20 protein-coding genes are annotated in these 20,549 nt (G+C 37.5%); 11 read left to right on the top strand and 9 right to left on the bottom strand.

Translation table 11 applies throughout. The features are described 5' to 3' along the window. Nucleotides 1-262: 262 nt before the first annotated feature. Entirely contained in the window at nt 263-442 is a 180-nt protein-coding gene (locus tag HVN35_07205) for a hypothetical protein (GenBank protein NYB52325.1), read from the top strand. Between the two features lie 124 nt (nt 443-566). On the opposite strand, the gene HVN35_07200 is transcribed toward HVN35_07205, so the two are convergent. Beyond that, the gene (locus HVN35_07200; protein ID NYB52324.1) at nt 567-914 is read right to left on the bottom strand and encodes a zinc-ribbon domain-containing protein; all 348 of its coding nucleotides are present in this window, start codon (nt 912-914) and stop codon (nt 567-569) included. A gap of 209 nt (nt 915-1,123) precedes the next feature. Here HVN35_07200 and HVN35_07195 point away from each other — a divergent pair, with 209 nt between their 5' ends. Beyond that, complete coding sequence (locus tag HVN35_07195; protein NYB52323.1) at nt 1,124-1,891, top strand: zinc ribbon domain-containing protein; 768 nt, start codon at nt 1,124-1,126, stop codon at nt 1,889-1,891. Nucleotides 1,892-2,080: 189 nt separating this feature from the next. Here HVN35_07195 and aroC read toward each other — a convergent pair whose 3' ends face one another. From aroC to HVN35_07180, 3 genes are all read right to left on the bottom strand, one after another. Further along, nucleotides 2,081-3,172 carry a chorismate synthase gene (gene aroC, locus HVN35_07190; protein ID NYB52322.1) on the bottom strand — a complete coding sequence of 364 codons (1,092 nt, stop codon included), beginning with the start codon at nt 3,170-3,172 and terminating at the stop codon, nt 2,081-2,083. Between the two features lie 162 nt (nt 3,173-3,334). Then, nucleotides 3,335-3,781: a GNAT family N-acetyltransferase gene (locus HVN35_07185; protein NYB52321.1), complete on the bottom strand. Its 447-nt coding sequence runs from the start codon at nt 3,779-3,781 to the stop codon at nt 3,335-3,337. A gap of 150 nt (nt 3,782-3,931) precedes the next feature. Continuing rightward, entirely contained in the window at nt 3,932-4,444 is a 513-nt protein-coding gene (locus HVN35_07180; GenBank protein ID NYB52320.1) for a GNAT family N-acetyltransferase, read from the bottom strand. 128 nt (nt 4,445-4,572) lie between these two features. On the opposite strand from HVN35_07180, the gene HVN35_07175 reads away from it, so the two are divergent. The 3 genes from HVN35_07175 to HVN35_07165 all read left to right on the top strand — a co-directional run bounded on the left by HVN35_07175 (nt 4,573) and on the right by HVN35_07165 (nt 6,343). Next, the gene (locus HVN35_07175) at nt 4,573-5,034 is read left to right on the top strand and encodes a transposase (GenBank protein NYB52319.1); all 462 of its coding nucleotides are present in this window, start codon (nt 4,573-4,575) and stop codon (nt 5,032-5,034) included. Nucleotides 5,035-5,327: 293 nt separating this feature from the next. After that, on the top strand, nt 5,328-5,591 hold the full coding sequence (locus tag HVN35_07170; protein NYB52318.1) for a transposase: 264 nt from the start codon (nt 5,328-5,330) through the stop codon (nt 5,589-5,591). A gap of 62 nt (nt 5,592-5,653) precedes the next feature. Beyond that, nucleotides 5,654-6,343 (top strand): endonuclease III domain-containing protein, encoded by a 690-nt coding sequence (locus HVN35_07165; GenBank protein ID NYB52317.1) that lies wholly within the window; start codon nt 5,654-5,656, stop codon nt 6,341-6,343. A gap of 124 nt (nt 6,344-6,467) precedes the next feature. On the opposite strand, the gene HVN35_07160 is transcribed toward HVN35_07165, so the two are convergent. The 5 genes from HVN35_07160 to HVN35_07140 all read right to left on the bottom strand — a co-directional run bounded on the left by HVN35_07160 (nt 6,468) and on the right by HVN35_07140 (nt 14,213). Then, nucleotides 6,468-7,889 (bottom strand): PAS domain S-box protein, encoded by a 1,422-nt coding sequence (locus HVN35_07160; GenBank protein ID NYB52316.1) that lies wholly within the window; start codon nt 7,887-7,889, stop codon nt 6,468-6,470. A gap of 3 nt (nt 7,890-7,892) precedes the next feature. Next, complete coding sequence (locus HVN35_07155; protein ID NYB52315.1) at nt 7,893-9,098, bottom strand: HAMP domain-containing histidine kinase; 1,206 nt, start codon at nt 9,096-9,098, stop codon at nt 7,893-7,895. Between the two features lie 278 nt (nt 9,099-9,376). Then, complete coding sequence (locus HVN35_07150; GenBank protein ID NYB52314.1) at nt 9,377-9,799, bottom strand: hypothetical protein; 423 nt, start codon at nt 9,797-9,799, stop codon at nt 9,377-9,379. 32 nt (nt 9,800-9,831) lie between these two features. Continuing rightward, a complete protein-coding gene (locus tag HVN35_07145; protein ID NYB52313.1) occupies nt 9,832-10,497 on the bottom strand; it encodes a cobalamin B12-binding domain-containing protein in 666 nt (221 codons plus the stop codon). A gap of 227 nt (nt 10,498-10,724) precedes the next feature. Further along, entirely contained in the window at nt 10,725-14,213 is a 3,489-nt protein-coding gene (locus HVN35_07140) for a PAS domain S-box protein (protein ID NYB52312.1), read from the bottom strand. 412 nt (nt 14,214-14,625) lie between these two features. Between HVN35_07140 and hemB the strand changes: the two genes are divergently transcribed. The 6 genes from hemB (at nt 14,626) to HVN35_07110 (ending at nt 20,449) form a co-directional block, all read left to right on the top strand. Next, complete coding sequence (hemB, locus tag HVN35_07135; GenBank protein ID NYB52311.1) at nt 14,626-15,609, top strand: porphobilinogen synthase; 984 nt, start codon at nt 14,626-14,628, stop codon at nt 15,607-15,609. Between the two features lie 23 nt (nt 15,610-15,632). Continuing rightward, complete coding sequence (locus HVN35_07130; GenBank protein ID NYB52310.1) at nt 15,633-16,604, top strand: triphosphoribosyl-dephospho-CoA synthase; 972 nt, start codon at nt 15,633-15,635, stop codon at nt 16,602-16,604. A 140-nt stretch (nt 16,605-16,744) separates the two neighbouring features. Then, a complete protein-coding gene (locus HVN35_07125) occupies nt 16,745-18,289 on the top strand; it encodes a phenylalanine--tRNA ligase subunit alpha (GenBank protein NYB52309.1) in 1,545 nt (514 codons plus the stop codon). Between the two features lie 112 nt (nt 18,290-18,401). Continuing rightward, the gene (locus HVN35_07120; GenBank protein ID NYB52308.1) at nt 18,402-19,067 is read left to right on the top strand and encodes a molybdopterin-dependent oxidoreductase; all 666 of its coding nucleotides are present in this window, start codon (nt 18,402-18,404) and stop codon (nt 19,065-19,067) included. Nucleotides 19,068-19,148: 81 nt separating this feature from the next. Beyond that, nucleotides 19,149-19,385: a hypothetical protein gene (locus HVN35_07115; GenBank protein NYB52307.1), complete on the top strand. Its 237-nt coding sequence runs from the start codon at nt 19,149-19,151 to the stop codon at nt 19,383-19,385. A 299-nt stretch (nt 19,386-19,684) separates the two neighbouring features. Continuing rightward, nucleotides 19,685-20,449, top strand: a complete 765-nt coding sequence (locus HVN35_07110; GenBank protein NYB52306.1) for a metallophosphoesterase — start codon at nt 19,685-19,687, stop codon at nt 20,447-20,449. Nucleotides 20,450-20,549: the final 100 nt, after the last annotated feature.

Genomic DNA, 20,549 nt, shown 5'->3' with positions numbered 1-20,549 from the left:
AACCCTTTAAAATTAATATAAAAAGATTTGGAAATGTACTTTTATAAACCAACTATAATACACGCAAATTTAAGCAAAAAAATCAGTTAAAAATGCCTAGATTATCACATTAAATCTAACACCCTATTTCATTTAATCTACATTTATCTACCAAAACTATTTCCCACTAAATGATAAATGGGGAAAATAATTGAAAATTAAAATGACAGAATAAATTAAACCCAAAAAGTCCAAAAAAATCTTATCTAAATGGTGATTATTAATGAAAGTTATGTACAATGAAGGAAAAGTGATGTGCAGCGAACATTATCATTGTCAATATGAAAGCTGCAAACATTACCTGTGGCATGATGAAAAAGAATCATGCAAGACTCGCAGATGCCAAAAACTACGTCAGATGGTTTCATGTACAAAAACACCCATGGAAAAAGAAGATGAATAGAAAGATTTATTTTAATTTTTCTGAGAAATTTTAAATATTCTGCGATACTAGTTTTCCCATTCACTTAAGCCCCTCTATACCATCCCCTACTATACCATCAAATCTCACTATTACTGAAATCTTATTATACTGGTGTGTAGAAGTACGCTCTGTAGACAAGTAGGAAGAAAATCGCTATAATTACAACTAACAATATTAGAATGGAAATTATCATAATTATAAGACCGTGTGTTTTATCGGGTCCACCCTTACGGTATAAAACTATTCCAATTATAAGTCCGATAACTGATAGTATTCCTAGAGAGAATATTCCCAAAATGGATAGCACATAACCCAATACAATTAGTAATGTGCTGGGTTTTTCTGAAATTTCATTTTCACTTGCTCTTTTGAGGGTAATTTCCTGGCCACAATTTCGACAGAATTTTGAACTTTCTTCGTTTTCCGTTCCACAATGAGGACATTTCACCATAATAAACACCTCAATATTTTCTTAAATTGTTTAAATATAAACTTTGTTATTTACATGTGATATGGTGGTTTTTTATTGAATATTGCAAATAAGAAGCATATATAAAACATCTAGACTAAACATTAAAACCTAATTCATGGAAAATTCAGATATTGTTGAATGCAGAATGGTATGGGGAATAAAAAAAAATTGAATGGGGAATAATTAATATGTACTGTCCTGAATGTGGTGTGATACTAAAAAACCATGAAAATTTGTGTCACCAATGTGGAAGAGATCTTCATGAACTGTATGAACTGGAGAAAAAGAAAACAACTAAATTAATTATGGTGATTGTAGGTGTAATTTGCGTTCCTATAATAATAATCACCACTTATTTCTACTTGGGTATGACTGCAATCTACCTTTCACTTTTGGTATTATCTGTAGCTTTTTTAGTTCGCCTTTTTCACCCAGTTGAAAGTTTTAACGATGCAAAAGTTGGAAAATGCTGTCCAAACTGCTACAACATGTATTTAAACGTTTCTTTTTGTATTAAATGTGGTTATGACCTGCGAGGAATCATAGGATTTTCAACACTTACTGGTTATGATTTAAAGATACATGAAAAGTACATCAAAGTAAGCAGGTATTACCTTAATCAGGGTAGGAGAATTTATGTTTGCACAGGTAAATATGCCCTAATGCATATTAGAAATCTTCATGTTAGCTATAAATGTGGTAGATTTTTATCCAGATTACCCTGCCTGGTATTTGAGTATAATCCATTATACATAGATTCTAAAGGCAAACCCAAAGATAAATATACGTTTAGGATAACCATACTTGAAAAACTGGCCCCGCAAATTGAAGAAGCCATTTCAGATCCACTTTTCCAGAAAGCACGTAGTAATGATCCTTACCCTGCAGAAGAAAACCCTTTGCCTGATGATTATGATCCTGAAAAAGTGAAAGAAGTAAGAATTTGGGAGAAATAGTTTCATTATCTAAAGATTTGTTTTTTTAAAAAAAATGGTAAAAAAGGTTTATTATAATAAGAATTTAGATGATTAAATGAAAATTGAATGAGAAGGAAGAAAAAAGGAGAACAAGTTGATGAAAAAATTTTCTCTTGGTAAATATAGTACTTTTAATCAATAATGTAACACTCTTTAGTAACACTTAGATCATACATGTCTAGGGTTTATAAAACCTGATCTTAGCATATGGTCCACCAGAACCATGGCCACTGCAGCCTCTGCAACTGGAGTTACCCGGGGGCAAATACAGGGGTCGTGTCGTCCTTTTATCTCAATCTCAGTTTCTTGCATGGTTTTTAGATCAACGGTTTTTTGGACCGTGCTGATGGATGGGGTGGGTTTAACCGCCATCCTGGCCACGATGGGCATTCCATTGGATATTCCGCCGATTATACCTCCACTGGTGTTGGTGGTGGTTTTTATCACTTTTCCTTCCATATAATACTCGTCATTGGTGGCGCTAGCAGTTGATTCTGCTAACTGGAATCCGAAACCAATCTCCACGCCCTTTACCGATCCGATTCCCATGAGGGCCTGGGAGATATCCGCATCTAACTTTTCAAAAACAGGCTCTCCGATTCCTGCAGGGACTCCAAAGGCCAGTGTTTCCACAATCCCCCCTACAGAATCACCTTTTTCTTTGGCTTCCAGTATCTTCCCTTCCATGAGTTTGGCAGCCTTCCAATCGGCACATCTAACCGGGTTTTTCATGGAATACTCTTTTATTAATCTATGTGCAACCGGTTGGGCTTTCACATCTGCCACCTGAGTTACATGAGAAACAACTTCAATATCAAGTAAGTGTAGAAGCTTTTTAGCAACTGCTCCACCTATTACATGGCCGATGGTGGTTCTTCCACTTCCTCGACCTCCACCACGGTAATCATAGCATCCGTACTTGGCAGTCCAGGTGTAATCACCGTGTCCGGGTCTGGGTTTATCTTTGAATGGTTCATAGGCTGATGAGTCCATGTCTTTATTGTATACTACTGCGGCAATTGGTGTGCCATCTGTTTTTCCCTGGAAAGTTCCTGACAGTATCTCCACCTGGTCTTTTTCCTCCCGTGAAGTAGTTATTTTACTCCGTCCAGGTCTTCGAAGGTCTAATTCTGCCTGTATATCTTCGGGTGATAATTCTAATCCAGCCGGGCATCCATCAATCACTGCTCCCAATGATACACCATGACTGGATCCGAAGGTTGTAACCCGAAACATTTTCCCGGTAGTGTTTCCTGCCATTAGAATCACTTTTGCTTAATTGTAAATATGGAGGTATCTGTATATTAGTAACAATAAGAAACCCAACAATAACTGTCTTTAACTAAATAATTAGTTTATTTAAATTGATTAAAAAGCATTACCTTTGAAAAATCCAGGAAAATTCAATTCATCCTTCTACGTCTATAACCTTACTATGAATCCTGTTTTTTCTTTCTGGTTAAATCCTGCATTTTCATAGAATCTCAATGTTTCATCGTCTTTATGACTGGTTAACAACATCACTTTGTAACAGTTTTCACTTTTAGCTATACCTAATGCCTTCTTTAGAATCTTTGTGCCATATCCTTTTTTCCGGTAATCTGGATGGGTTACCACATTTTCTATAAGTGCATAAGGTCGTGCTGATCTGGTTAAATTTTTAATAATGGCCATGGTACAGGATGAAACAATTTTTCCCCCATCCTCGATAACCAAGTAATAAAGGTTGGGATCAGCTAAAATATCTTTCCAGTGGTTTTTCAGATTAGAATCTATTTCTAGTTTCGGATCTTCCGGAATTAGATATTCATATAGGGATAATAATTGTACCAGTTCTTCTTCTTTAATTAATCTGGGCTGGGAGTTCATTCTAAATCCCTTTACTAATGATTTACTAACAAAAAGATTCATTATAACCAAATTCTTATTAAATTATCTCTTATTACATTATCACTTTAGCAAAGCTCATGTTAGCCAATTTTCAACAATCTAATAGCCCACAATTGCTTATTCAGTTTACTATTTTGTGACTGCATACAATGCCTGGTTATATATTTTCCCTTCTTTTATAACACTTTTTTTCATAATACCCTCCAGTTGGAATCCGTTTTTTTCTAGCACTTTCCGGGAGGCAGTGTTGTGTTCCAGTGGTTTGGCGTATATTCTTTCCAAGCACAAAACATTGAACCCATATTCTACAATTCCCTTCAAAGCAGAGGATGTGATCCCATTTCCCCAGTATTTTTCTCCTAACCAGTAACCAACTTCAGCAGATATGCGTTCAATATCTTCCCCGATGGAGAGCCCTATACCTCCAATAGCCTCATCATCCAATGTTATGGCCAGGAAACAGTTTTTTTCTTGACTGGCTGTAACTTTTATCCAGTTTTGGGCGTCTTCAAGTGTATATGGGTGTGGGAAGAGATCTCGCATGTTGATAGCAATGTTATAATTATTGGCGTTTTCAACTAAACTTTCAATATCCGAAGGTTTCCAATTTCTTAAAATACAATTTTCACATTCAATTCGCATAACTTTGCACCAGTTTTAGTTTTTATCCCACCATTTTATTAATAATGTCTAATGTATAACTTCGACATGACGACCTAATTTATAGTGAATACTAAACTTTTTATACTTGATTAGCATAATGTATATTTATGTCAAAGTGGGATCGTATTGAGATTAAGCGCCATATGTCGGCTGAAGAGCTTAATGAAAGAATTAAAACTTTGGAAAGAGACGTGAAAGTTTTAAACCGATTGTATTTCATTCGAAATCGATACATGGGTGATTCGGTCGAACTCGCAGCTTCTAAATCAGGAGTAACTAAGCGCGTGGGGTACATTTGGCAAGAGAGATGGAACGAAGAAGGATACGAAGGATTAAAACCAAAATATGGTGGTGGAAGACCGGGTCAACTCAGTGAGAAAAATAAAGCTGAATTGAAAGAAAAATTAAGTAAAAGAGATGATTGGAAGACAAAAGAAGTTAAAAAACTCATAAAAGAAGAATTTGGCCCAGATTTCTCAGAAAAACATGTGAGAACCATTTTACGAGATCTTGGAATGAAATTCAGTAGGCCCTTATCCAAAGATTACAGAAGGACCTCCAGATGCTGAAAAACAGATAAAAAAAACTTAAAAGAGCCTCTTAGTAAATAACCCCTTATTATTATTGGATTTTTAGATGAATATTCACCTCAAATATACATCTAATACTCAAAAAATATGGTCAATTACCAAACCCACCATCACTAAAAATACCACAAAATTACGAGCCAACACATTTGGATTTTATGCTATAAAAGGAAATAGCGCTATTGATTTCAAAGAAAACTCACAAAAAGAAAATTTAGTGGAATTTTTAGAACTTATACTGACTGTGAACCCGTTTGGAAGGATATTAATTATCCTTGATAATTTCAGATCACACCATGCTAATATTAACCTCTGAAACAGCAAAAAAAATAGAAATAGACTTGGTATTCTTACCACCATACTCACCAGACCTTAATCCCATAGAATACATCTGGAAAACAGTAAAAAGACACTTATCACCACTATTCATAGAAACTCAAGAACAATTAAGAGATATCATAGAAAAATACTTTAAAAAGAACTCAGAATCACTAACATTCGCCAGCGCATGGATAAAAAAATTCTTAAAAAAAGTATAATAAAATAGGTATTAACTATTATAATCCATCCCATTATTAATTCCATTAACGGAGTCATAGGCATGAAACAATCAATATTTGAAATCTACCAAAAACTTTACAAACTCTACGGTCCCCAGGGCTGGTGGCCCTTAATGGATCTGGAATGTGAGAATCTTAACAAAACCGGAGCCACCCATGGTTACCACCCTCTGAACTACCGTCTTCCAGAAACAGAAGATCAGAAATATGAAATAATTCTGGGAGCCATACTAACCCAGAACACTGCCTGGACTTCAGCAGAGAAGGCCCTCTGGAATCTTAAAGAACTCAACGCTATTAATCCCCATCATCTCCTGGCACTGGATGATAATGATTTAAAAGAAGCAGTTCGCCCAGCAGGTTTTCTCAACCAGAAATCTGCTTATCTAATAAATATAACCCATTTCTTCCTATCCCTTGAAGGCCGAACACCCACCAGATGGGAGATTTTAAAAGTAAAGGGTGTGGGAAATGAAACTGCCGATTCAATACTTCTCTATGCCTACAAACAGCCGGAATTTGTGGTGGACGCCTACACAAAGAGAATTTTCAGCCATCTGGGACTGGTTGATGATAAAATCAGTTACATGGACTTGAAGAAACTCTTTGAAGATAATTTACCTCAGGATGTGCCAGTATATCAGGAATATCATGCCCTTCTTGTGGAACATGCTAAAAGATATTACCAGAAGAAGCCTTATAGGGATAATTTAAAATTACTTATAAAATGAATTCGAATTAATTGAGAATAATTAGGGGATAGTTTGATAATAAGGGGATTGTTTGAATAAAGCCAGTATAAAGGCATTGAATAAATTTGAATGAATATTTGGAGTAATTAATTCGTGAATTTGTTTATTTGTAAGTTTCTTCTCCAAATTTAATTTTGAATTCTGTGCCCCCACTCCGAATAAGTTCTATTTCACCATCAATCTGTTGTGTTAAGCTATTTACCATCTGCAGACCCAGAGAACCTGCATTCAGATAATCAAAATCTTCAGGGATTCCCACCCCATTATCTTTAACAATCAAAAAGTAAAATCCATCTTCGGATATCAAACTAACCATAATCTCTCCTTCTCTCTCCTGGGGAAATGCATGTTTAAGAGAGTTAGTTAAAAGTTCATTGACAATCAGCCCCAAGGGTATGGCAGTGTTAATATCCAGGAAAACGTCTTCTACTTGGAGTTTGAGTTCAATATTTCCCTTACCAGTTGCATATGTGCGGAATAATTCTTGGGATAAGGTTCGAATGTAATCCCCAAAATCAATCCTCTTAAGATCAGTGGACTGGTACAGTCTTTCATGTATAAGGGCCATTGACCTGGCACGGTTCTGGCTCTCCTTGAAAATATCCTGAGACTCTTTATCCTTAATATATCTGGATTGCAAGTTGAGTAGGCTGGAAATTATCATTAAATTATTTTTAACCCGGTGATGAATCTCCTTTAGCAACATCTCTTTTTCATTAAGGGACTTTTTCAGCTCCTCTTCCATTTTTTTACGTTGTGTAATGTTGGAAACCAGGGCAATGGCCCCTACAAAATTACCCTCATCATCATTAATGGGAGAAGTTTCCATACTGGTGTAGATTTTTTCCCCGTCCTTGCAAAGAAATTCAAAATCATGCTGTTCTTCAATGCCGTTTTTACGACGTTCAAGATACATCTTCGCCATTTCAACAGCATTATCATCCATGAATTCAAATAATGACTTTCCTAACATTTCATCCACTGTGTATCCTAACATATCGGCCATGCAGGGGTTTACGAACATGGTTTTTGCATCGGAATCAATGGACCAGATTCCTTCCTGGGCGTTTTCCACAATCAAACGATATTTTTCTTCGCTCTGTAAAAGTTCCTCTTTAGCCCTCTTTATGCGAAGTAGTGATTCCACACGGGCTAATAATTCCCTTTTGGGTATGGGTCGTGTGAGATATCCGTCAGCACCTTCTTCCAAACCCTTTGATTGACTGTCAGAAGAAGTTTTTATACCGGATATTAAGATAATGAGGATATCCTTCAGGGATTTGTCCTTTTTAATCTCCTTGGAAACTTCCACCCCATCCATATCTGGAAGTACCACATCCAATAGTATTAAATCAGGATGTTCACTGCTGGCAATCTTCAGGGCCTCACCACCACTGGAAGCTTGAAGAACATTGTAACCTGCAGATTGTAATATGCGACTGATGGCAAATAGTTGGGTGGGTTCATCATCCACCACCATAATGGTTTCAGTTTTCTGATTTTCAATATTATTATCTTCTTCCAATTTTTAAACCCCCTGTTTTAAGGTTTTTAAGGTGAAAAAGAATTTTGATCCCTTTCCGTACTTACTTTCCACCCCTATTTCACCACCATGTTCAGTGATGATCCTCTTTGAAATGGAAAGTCCCAGTCCTGTGCTTTTCTCCCCAGCAGTGCCTTTGACTCTGGTTTTGCTGAATGGTTTGAATAGTTTATGAAGTTCATCTTCTGGTATGCCCTGCCCATGGTCAGTTACTGTGACCCGTAGTTCTCCCTCTGATTCTGAAAGGTTTACCTTCACCTTTTGTCCGTTGGAAGAGAATTTAATGGCATTAGATACCAGATTATTTAAAACCTGGCTGATTCTGGCCCGGTCAATCATCACCATATCATTGATACCCTCGTCATGGCTAAAATCTATGATAATATCTTTTTTATGGGCCAAAACTTGATTCATTGACAGGTTATCTTTGATAAATTCAATGATATTGGTGGGTTCTAGTTCTAGCTCTAATTTACCTGACTCTATTTTTGAAACATCCAGAAGTTCGTTGATCAAGTTTAACATGAATTCGCTAGAGGAATAAATTACTTGCAGGAATTCCTGGTGTTCCTCACTTAGATCATCCCCTGCTTCATCTATTATGAATTCGCTGTACATCATGATGACACTCAGTGGGTTTCTCAAGTCATGGGCTGCCATTCCCAGAAATTGATTTTTTTCCTGGTTTAATTTAGCCAGTTGAATGTTCTTTTTGGTTAATTGGCGTTGGGCATTGGTTAGTTCATTGTTCAAACGTCCAATTTCATCCAAGAGTGCCCTGTCCATTGCTTCTTGTTCTTTGATGTGATATGAACATTCCTTCATAACCTTACGTAAAGCTGTGGTCTGTTCGTTATTGATCCGGTACATTTCATCCAAAAAAACAAGTAAATCATCCCTAGTGCGAGCTGCTGTTATTAGTATGTTTTTTTCAACCAGAAATCCGGAGAAATATAGGGTCTGAAGATTCTTATCAAGAGTTAGGTTGAGTTCCCAATCAAAGGCAGCTTTTTCTTTCCTGATTTTTTGAATGAAGTCCAATGCCTTAGAAGCACTTCCATCATCAACTATATCTACAAACTTTGCTCCTTTTTTAATAAAATTCAAACCCAAACCATCATAGATAAAACTAGTAATAAACCCCTCTAGGTTGCATGTGAATGCAATTCCATCTACATCATCGATATCCATGGATATCCCCATTCACACTCATATTATATTATTATATAAACATTTATAAACATCCCTTTAACTTATATCTTTTATAAAAACTTTAATCTACCCAAATAATTTCTTCCCATTTACACTGAACTATCCCTCTCTAAGTAACTTTTACTAACTTATTCCAATCTCACGTAACTTCCCAACTTAATTTAATCTTAATTTGATAATCCATTTAATCTAATCGTATGTTTTTATTTATATTTTATTTTATCAATTATTTTAATCAACAATCTCAAATCATCTGATTATGGAGTTTTTTCTTGGGAGATGATCTCTTCCTGCCTGTTTATCATCCAGTCAATGAACTGGTTTATTTCCTGGGAGTGTTCAGCGGGTATTTTTTCACTTACCACATTCCTGTAAATCTGGAGTCGTACTTTAACATGCTCCAGTTCCACTCCATCATGAGGCAGGCGGTCCTTGGCCCATTGAAGCTCATCCTCCAGTAAGGGTATTTCACCCATACTCATGGCTGCTTCCAGCATCTGGGTAGTAAACGTGATTCCAGAAGTAATCAGTTCCCCTGCATCATCACCATGATGGATTACTTCATCCTCGCGTTCCAGAGACCTTTTAACAGTTTCTTTAATTATATCATCACTTGCTGCCTGGAATGCCTCCAGTGCTTCCGCGGAAACTGGTGGCAAATTAGATTCTTTATGAGACATATTTACACCTCTAAATAACTCACCCTAAATATCTACAGGATTAATTCATTAGCCAGATCTATTGCATCCTGAGCATTGAAAGCACAGGCATCTGCTCCCACCTTTTTCCAGAGTTCCGGGGCGATCTGGAATGGACGACCACCCACTATGATCTTAATTTCGGAATAAGGAGATTCTTTAACCGACTTTATCAGTTCAGAAACTGCCTTAACATTGTAATGAATTGACGCTGAAACGGCTAATAAATGGGGTTCAAGCTGTTTGATGGTGGCTAAAATGCTTTCGGTGGGTGTATTTGCACCCAAATAGTAGGTATCCCATCCTTCCATTTCAAAAAGGTCAGCTACCATGCGAACACCTATCTCATGCTGTTCTCCCTCAGCACAGGTTGCCACCATTTTATAACCATTTTTTTCATTCCCGAAGATGTATGGATAAAGCTGTGACATGATCATCTGGGTGGCAGCTGAACAGAAATGTTCCTGAGCTACTGTTATCTGGTTAGTTTGCCATAAACGGCCCACTTCGTGTTGTGATGGTTCAAAGACATATAGATAAATATCTTTGATAGATGTACCTTCTTCTGCGGCTTTAATTATCATTCTACTGGCTGCATCACGCTGCACCCTTAACAAAGCATCCAAGTACATTTTGGCCAGGTCTGCCAGTGGTCCAGATTCCTCTTCAAACTCACTCATTTTTATCCTCCCCTCTGATTCTAGAGTACACAACTAGATAATTTTCTTCCTTCACAAGGTAATAAACATGGAAAAATGAATTTGTGACTTTCTTCACACTCTAATAGCAAATGCAGTGAAAGATTTAAAGAATCTTTTTAGGGATATTTTGGTGAGATAAAATGTTTATGAAAATTTAGCATAGGAATATCTGTAAAATATTAAAATCAAAGAATTGTAAAGCAGGGTTAAATTCTTTTATCATATTCTAATTCCTTGAAAACAATTTTAAATTTAGTTCCTTTACTGCGGTCTAAATCAATTTCACCTTCCAGTTGATTCACTAAATTTATTACCAGTTGCATGCCCAGTGATTCTGAGTGTTTAAAGTCCATTTCTTCAGGTAGGCCCACTCCATTGTCACTGATTATTAACTCATATTCTGCACCATTAGTTTCTTCTATTTTTTTAAGTGATACCTTAATCTTACCAGTTCTACCTTGGGGGAAGGCATATCTTAAACTGTTGGATACCAGTTCGTTGATAATAAGGCCACAAGGAACGGAAGTTTCAATATTTAAGGTAACCTCTTCCACTTCCACATCTAATTCGGCATTGGTTGCAGGGTAAGATTTCATTAATTCCCTGGTTAAGTGAGCTACGTATTCCCTGAAGTTAATACTGGAGAGATCCCGTGACTCATATAGTTTCCCGTGAACATGGGCCATGGATTTCAAGCGATCCTGGCTTACACGGAAAAGTTCCCTGTCCTTCTCATCTTTAACCTGTTGGGATTGAAGGTTTAATAGGCTGGATACTATCTGCAGGTTATTTTTCACCCGGTGGTGAACTTCCCTCAAAAGGTTTTCCTTTTCCTTAAGGGATCTTCTAAGTTCTTCTTCTGCTTTCTTGCGCAATGTGACATCCTGAGCATACAATGCCACCCCTATAACTTTACCTTCTTTATCTTTTATGGGATTATATGAAATTTCAAAGTATAACCTTGACAGCTCTTCTTCACCCAAGTAATATTCATCAATGAAACTTTCACCATTCAAGGCCCGGTCAAAATTTCTCTGGGCCTTATTTCGATCTTCTTCCACAGTCTGATACTCAAGCAGGTTTTTTCCCAGCTCAATATCAGCACCATATAGGGCTTTCATAACTGCCTGATGGCTTCGGTTGAAGCTGGTATAACAATAGTTAGTATCTACAGATAATATGGGATTTCCACTGCTTTCAATTATCCCCCTGAGAATGTAAAATTGGCTTAAGATTTCATTTTCTGTTTTTTTCTGTTGGGTTACATCTAGACAGATTCCACTCATTCGCACAGGCTTATCTTCTGCATCATAATAGGTGCTACCCAGTGCTCTTATCCAGATCACATTACCATCAGGAAGGATAACCCGATACTCATTTTCCAGGAACTGGTGATCTTCAATGGCATGGTTAATGTTATCCATAGCCTCTTCACGGTCATCAGGATGAAGTGATTCCAGCCATGTGTCAAATGATGGTTCAGCGGTTGATGGTAGTCCAAATAATTCATAGAACTCTCTTGACCAGGTGAGTTTACCCGTGGACATATCCCAATCCCAGAATCCACTTTTAGCAGCCTTTTGAGCAAATGACAGCCATTCATTGGTAAATTTAAGTTCTTCTTCCCTTAATCTGAGAGCTTTTTCCATCTCCCTGCGTTCTTTTTCTGTTTTGATGGAATCCACGGCCATGGATATGTCCAGCCCCATCTCTTCCACCAATGTTATTTCTTCATCATGGAAGAAATTCATCCTTTCTGAGTAGATGTTTAAAATTCCCATCACTTCTCCCCTTAACTTGATTGGAAGGGATGCTAAGGAATTATAACCTCTTTTCAAAGCATTATCTCGCCATTTCTGGTTGGGCGCTTTTTTTATATCATTAATTATGACCAGCTCACCAGTATTTATGGCTTGGACTGTTGGCCAATCTACAGGTGGTTTTTCATGAAGATTAATTATAGTATTGTCCAAATATCCCTTTTCATCACCTGAATGCGCCACGGGATTTATATTTCCAGTTTCTAGGTCAATTAGACCGATCCACGCCATCTTAAATTTACCATACTTCACACATACCTCACATATTTTATTGAACAATTCTTGTGTGTCTTTAACCCTCACCACTGCCTGATTTACCTGACTTAAAGTTGCATATAACCTGTAAAGCCTGTCTATTCTCTCCTCTGCATTTTTCCTGGCGGTGATATCCAGTAGTGATGCTACGCTTTTTTTGGTTCCGGGAATAATATCCACTTCTAGGTGAACATATCTTGTCTTGCCTTCCCTGTTGATGAATCTGAAATCATATATCTCAGGAGCTGCCTTGGGATCTATTCTTCGTAGGCGATGATACTCCTTCATCCTTTCCAGATCATCTTCATGGACAAATTCAGTCCAGCATTTTTTCCCCTCAATTTCCCCACGAGTATAACCACTCAATTTTTCAAATTCTTTATTAGCCAAGGAGATGATGGTATCATCTTCAATTATTACCGTAGCAGTGCCCGTGTGCTCAAATATAGCTCTGTAATAAGATTCTGACTTTTTTAAAGCTTCTTCTGCTTTTTTAGTCCTGGATATATCACGTACGAAAGCCTCTGTGCCCAGTATTTCACCGTTTTCATCGTAATTATACTGGGCATTCATTGAAACCCAGAAAGATGTGCCATCATTTCTCAAGGCTTCACCTTCCATGTTCTGAACAATACCATGCTTACCTAACTCTTCAAGAAGAGTTTCCCGATCCTTCTGGGATTTATAGAGTGAAATAGCTGAAATTCCCATCATCTGCTGAGGAGAGTCATAACGGTACATACGCGCTGCTGAAGGGCTGGCCATGGTTATTTTCCCCTCTTTATCAGCCCGGATGTAGGCATCCAACATGTTCTCGATTATACCCCTGTATCTTTTCTCACTTTCTTCTAAGGCTTTCTCTGACTGCCTTTTCAGGGTTATGTCCTCAAAAATGGTAGCAAAATAACCCTTCTGGTCACTGTAAGCAGTTATGGAGAAATATTTATCAAAAGGTGCAAAGTAAATTTCAAAGACTTTACTTTCCCCGCTTAGAGCCACATAACCATAATCCATAATTAATTGAGGATTAGTGGTCTTAATATCGGGTATAACCTCAGTGACTGATCTTCCAATAATGTCGTCTCGTTTAAGACCTGTGAATTTTTCAAATGCCTCATTAACTTTCAGGAAAATGTAATCTACGGGTTCTCCTTTATCATCCACAACTATCTGGTGGTAAGCAAAACCATTGAGCATTTTTTCAAAAAGAGAGTTGTATCTGGATTCACTGGCTTTAAGTTCCTTTTCCATTTTATTTTTATATACGGCCAGTTCTATGGCATATTTTAGTTCAGTAGCAACATAAGGTTTTATTAGGTATCCGTAAGGTTCTGTTAACATAGCCTTTTCTACTGTGGATTCTTCAGAATGAGCAGTTAAATAAATAATGGGTATGTTCAGTTCTTTTATTTCCTTTGCAGCTTCAATACCATTAATTTCACCCTTTAAAAGGATGTCCATCAAAATCAGATCAGGCAGTAATTCATGAGCTTTGCTAACAGCATCTTCACCACTGCTGGCCACATAAGGAACCGTAAATCCATGAGATTCCAGGGTCCTTTTAATATCCAGGGCCTCTATTGAATCATCTTCAACCAGAAGGATTCTAATCTCACCCATTCAAATACCCTAGATATAATATATGTTGGACATTTTATTAATATTCTAGTATAGAGTAACCTATTGGATTCTGGGTGCCGTCTAAGTTAAATGTTCATAAGTTAAAGTGTTGCCAGAAATATTGGATTATTTATCAAGGTTAATGGAGAATGAAACTTAATGGTTTAGTCACTTTTAAATCTATTTTTGGATAATATTAGGTATTGAATCAAATTCAATCAAATTATAAGTAGGCATGCCCATAATAATTTATTATAGGAACTTGAATAAGTAGATGTAGGTATTAAATTCTAAAAAACAAATATTTCAGACTTTAAAATAAATGCACAGCCTTCAATATTAAAAAAAATGTAAAATGAGAGTGATTATTTATAAATTATAACCATTAATCGTAAACCCATTTGGTGATAATATGCAGTTTCCAACCCGTCGCATGCGCAGATTAAGAAAAACTCCTCAGATAAGGAAGATTCTCCGGGAAACTACCCTGAATCCAGAAGACTTTATTTATCCCCTTTTCATCAAAGAAGAATTGGAAGAAGGTGCAGGTGAACCTATCGATACTATGCCCGGACAGTACCGTTACAGTTTGGAAGACGCTGTGGATGAGGCCCTGAGGTTGGAAAAATTGGGTCTTCAGTCTGTGCTGCTTTTTGGAATGCCGGAAGAGAAAGATGAAATGGGCAGCTCTGCTTATGCAGATGATGGGATTGTGCAGCAGACAGTGCGAAGATTGAAAAAAGAAACTGGTCTGGTGGTTATCACTGATGTTTGTCTCTGCCAGTACACCACCCATGGTCACTGTGGAATAGTTGAGGAGGGTGAGATATTAAACGATGAAAGTCTGCATCTTTTGGCAAAAACCGCTCTCAGTCATGCTGAAGCAGGTGCGGATATAGTGGCCCCTTCAGATATGATGGATGGTAGGGTGGGTGTTATCCGTAATATGCTAGATGATGCGGGTTTTCAAAATACCTTAATCATGTCCTATGCAGCTAAATATGCTTCATCATTTTATGCACCATTCCGGGATGCAGTGTGCTCAGCACCATCCTTCGGAGATCGTAGAACTCATCAGATGAGCCCCTCAAATGTAGAAGAAGCACTCCTGGAAACCAAACTGGATCTAGAAGAGGGTGCGGATATATTGATGGTAAAACCTGCCCTGAGCTACCTTGATGTCATCCACCGGGTTAAAAATACTTTCAGAGTTCCTACTGCAGCCTATCAGGTGAGTGGAGAGTATTCCATGCTTCGGGCTGGGATTGAAGCAGGGTATCTCACGGAAGATTGCATTTACGAATCTCTTTTATCTATAAAAAGAGCTGGAGCCGACCTTATCATCTCCCATTTTGCTCCGGAGTTTTTAGAAGGGAAACTGGATGAAAAGTGTTGAGGAATGGATGTTGAGGTGAAAGTTTGGATCCTGTTTATGTGGCTAAATGTGCCCAGATTGCTTCAGTACTGGAAGTGAGCGGACACCCTAAACCAGGTAATGTTCACAGAACACAGAACTTTCCGGACATGGTATTCGAGGATTTTCTCCTTAGTGGTATAGCCATAGGAGAAACCATGCAGAGAGCAGCGGAAAAAGGTTTCAAATATCAAGAACAACCTGAGAAATGGAATGAAATTGGCTTGGGACAGTTGATCTTAGAAGCAGTTATTGAAACTGACCACTGGGTTGCGAATAACACCAACCTGGGTATTGTTATGTTACTTACTCCCATCTGTGTAGCTGCAGGCATGACTCCTGATGTGGAAATAGTTGAAAATAGACCTGAGATGGAAGAGAAATATATAGATGGTTTCAGGGATAAAATCGACCAGATCATGAAGTCAACCACCCCCCAGGATGCTGTGAATCTTTATAAGGCTATTAATATTGCTGATGCTGGGGGTATGGGTGAGCAGAATGAATTAGACGTGGGCAGTGATAGTTCTGCCCAGAGACTCCTGGATGAAGAGATTAATATGTTCAGGGTTCTTGAAATCTCCTCTGAATGGGATCGTATTTCCTATGAACTCACCCAAAAGATGCCAGTAACTTTTGATATTGGTTACCCCCTATTTAGAAAGATTCAATCATATCATGGTACTAACAAGGCCACAGTGCAAACTTTCCTTACCATTCTCTCCCAGATCCCCGACACTCTCATCAGTCGAAAATATGGTGATGAAAAAGCAAGGGAAGTATCAGACCGTGCAAAGTCCATATTAAAGGAGGGAGGAATCTTAACTAAACATGGAAAACTGCTTCTGGAGAAATTCGACCAAGAAATGATAAAAAATGGTTTGAATCCAGGTACAACTGCAGATTTCACTGCATCATCCATAATGATGGCATATTTAAAAAATTTAAGTGATTATAAAATAAAATCAAATTACTAAAGTAAAATGGAAAAAAAGATTTTAAGTTATAAAAAATGGCATTAACTGTTAATAATCGCCAAGGATTACAAAAAATGGTGTTAAGTTTATGTTAGGGTATTTATGCTAGATTAATTTCCTAATAATTCTTGAGGTATAACATGTTAGAGAAGATCATCAATGAAATGCACCTCTATGAGAAGAAGGTGTTAAAGGCCATTGGCGAGGCAGGTGGAGAAACATTTCCTGAAGATGTGGCCCAATCAGAAGATTTAGACATAAAGCAGGTGATGAGTGCTGCAGGGGCACTGGAATCTAAAGGAATCATAAAAGTAGAAAAAGATGTGGATGAATTGTTAAGCCTGGGCCCCTCAGGCGCCGAATATGCTCAGGAAGGATTACCTGAGAGAAAAATACTGGAAGCCCTCCATAAGGATCATACTATCCATATGAAGGATCTGGCAGTTAAATCTGGGATAGATCCTTCAGAAGTTAAAATTGCCATAGGCTGGCTCCTTAAAAAAGGTTGGGCTCAATTAGACAAAGGCAATGTGACTATTACTGGGCAAGGTGAGAAGGCATTAGCAAAACCCGGAATCGATGAAATTCTCCTGGAAACCATTATGAACTCCGGGAAAATGTTAACCCTAGGAGGTTTATCATCATCCCTCAGGGAAGGATTCCAGCAGCTGAAAAAAAGGAAAGGACTAATTAACATAAATAAAAGTTCAAATTACACCCTTAAAATAACAGATAAAGGTCAAGAGATTCTTGAACATGGTTTTGAGATTAGGGAAGAAGCCACCCAGTTAACTCACGAACAATTAAAAACTGGTGCTTGGAAAAACCTTCACTACAGAGGTTATGATATAAATGCAGAACACCCTCTCTCTTTCTCCGGGAAAATGCATCCTCTTCAGCGTACTATTCAAGAAATACGTAGGATTTTCCTGAATTTGGGTTTCACTGAATCTCGGGGAACAATCCTGGAATCTGCCTTCTGGAACTTTGACTGCCTTTTTCAACCTCAAGATCATGCTGCACGTGAAATGCAGGATACATTCTATGTTAAATCACCTGAAAGCACCCATTTACCCCCTGATGATCTGGTGCAAAGGGTGGGAAAGGCCCATGAAGACGGAGGAGAAACTGGAAGCGAAGGTTGGGGATACCAGTGGGATAAAGAGATAGCCCGCCAGTCCGTACTTAGAACTCACACCACATGCGTATCTGCACGTTTCCTGGCTCATAACCAACCACCCCTTAAAATGTTCTCAGTGGGCCGGGTATTTCGCAGGGAAACCATAACCTACAAGCACCTACCAGAATTCCATCAGGTGGAGGGAATCATAGCTGCAGAGGATATAAACTTCAAGAACCTCCTGGGAATATTGAAGGAATTTTACCATCAGTTAGGTTTTGAGGTGCGTTTCCGCCCAGCATATTTCCCCTACACATATCTATCAACTGAATGTGAGATTTACCTGCCAGAAAAGGAAAGCTGGATTGAACTGGGAGGATCTGGAATGTTCCGCCCCGAAGTTTTAGAACCCTTGGGTGTGGAAACACCCGTTGCTGCATTTGGACTGGGAATTGAACGCCTGGCCATGATACGCCTGGGAATTAAGGATATCCGTATGTTATACCAGAGTGACCTGGGATGGCTGCGAAATTTACCAGTTACTCAAGTATACAGTGAAAAGTAAAAAAAAAAATGAATGGAAATAAAATATCCCTAAAAAGCTTTCAATAGCCCAATAGGCAGAATTATTAAATAATAACTTAACCTTCTCTTATGAATAAGAATTAGGGGGAAAAATGAATAAGCAATTCATTGCCATAAGTTCCATTGCTTTTATCATGCTCCTGGCAATTACTCTTAGTCTGGGCTTCCTCCAGCCATCATCTATACCCCTTGATTCGGTGGAGGTTAGAGAGTATCAGGGAGAGCAACTCTCCTCTGTAAATGACTTCCGTGAAAACTCCATTAAAGGAACCCAACGTGTTGATATTAACAACTATTCCTTAGAAGTTACTGGTTTAGTTTTGAATCCCAGAAATTACACCTACGACCAGATAAAGGGTTTTCAAAGTTACCAGAAAGTAGTTAAACTGGACTGTGTGGAAGGTTGGAGTGTTAATATTCTATGGCAGGGAGTAATGGTTAAAGACATTTTAAATGAAGTTCAACCTTTACCCCAAGCCAACACCATAATTTTTTATGCAGTTGATGGATATTCAACCTCATTCCCCCTGGAATATATCCAGAAGAAGCAGATAATCATGGCCTACAAAATGAACAATGCCACCTTACCGCCTGAACGAGGATTCCCATTCCAGCTGGTGGCAGAGAGTAAATGGGGATACAAGTGGATTAAATGGATTAACAAGATTGAACTATCTGACAACCCTAACTACCAGGGATACTGGGAAAGCAGAGGCTACTCCAATCTGGGAAACCTCAATGAGAGCTTTTTAAAATGATCTGGAGAGTTTAAACTACTATATCATTTCTAACATGCAACCATTCTATTAACAGTTATGAAAATACCGAAGGTTGAAAAAATGGACCTGGCAACCACTAAAAAAACTGTTCACATCATTCTCCTAATTATCATTTGCATGGTTATCATATCTGGCCTGGGAATAACCTATTACCAGACTATAGAATGGTTAAGCAGTGGTTTACTGGATAAAACCCTTTCATTCCAGATTCACACCGCAATTTTCCTACCATTCCTACTTTTGCTATTAATACACCTATTTTTCCCATGGTTGTGGCCTAAAAGAATTATCAAATAACACTAACATCAACAGTCATTTTATTAGTTTTCTGATTACTTATTCCCACAAAAACATTTATAAACAAATTTTCCTAATGGTAATAATTACCTAGAATTAAAATTATTGAATTTAATCAATAAAATTGAAACCTGGATAGCTTTAGTATTATATTACAATTCCCCACCAATTAATAATATTTTCAATTTCGCTTAGAATCAATAAAAAATCCAGATAATTTTTCCTAACAATTTGTCCACATAAACGTAAATCCTAACAAAAAGGATTTTAAATATTTTTTCTAATATTAGAGGACATATATGACTTGTGATAATATTTACGGTGCAAATATATGTGATTTAGCCCTGGAAATAGATGATTATCTGGTTATATCAGATCTTCATCTGGGTTATGAGGAAGCACTTAACTATCAGGGAATCATGATCCCAAAATTTCAGTATCCTAAAATAATAAAAAGAATGGAAGAAATTCATTTGCGTAGTGATTGTGCTAAAATTATCATTAATGGAGATTTGAAACACGAATTTGGAAAAATCAACCGCCAGGAATGGAAAGAAACCATAAAATTCATTGATTACCTGAAAGAGAGATTTCAGGAGATAATACTCATCAAGGGTAACCATGACCCCCTGACACCCATAATCGCTGCAAAAACAGATTTAGATGTTTATCCAAATTTTTCAACAGGCAATTTTATGGTAATGCATGGTGATCAAATCCCAGAAAAATGGGACGAAATTAAAGAAGAAACTATTGTAATAGGGCATGAACATCCATCCGTGGGAATCAGAAGTGGTGAAAGAATGGAAAAAATTAAATGCTTCCTGGCAGGGTATTTCAGGGATAAAAAAATAATTGTAATGCCTTCATTTAACTTTATCAGCGAAGGATCCGATATTCTGCATGAGAAAGTTCTCTCACCATTTTTGAAAGAATCCAAACCCGACAATATGGAAGTTTACGGGGTTGAAAACTTTGAAACTTTTTATTTCGGAAAAATAGGTCATCTTTTAAAGGTCCAAGAGGAACCTTACAAGTATGACCCTCATTTCAGTGAATTTTAAGAGAAAAACCCAGGCAACTTTAGAATATATAAGATTAAATCATATTAAAATGGAATTTCACGATGATTAACTGTTACACTAAACTTGTAAGGTTAAAAAA

The sequence above is a fragment of the Methanobacteriaceae archaeon genome (assembly GCA_013403005.1).
Taxonomy (GTDB): domain Archaea; phylum Methanobacteriota; class Methanobacteria; order Methanobacteriales; family Methanobacteriaceae; genus Methanobacterium.
The sequence above is the reverse complement of the archived record's forward strand: the minus strand, read 5'-3'. Positions and strand labels throughout refer to the sequence as shown.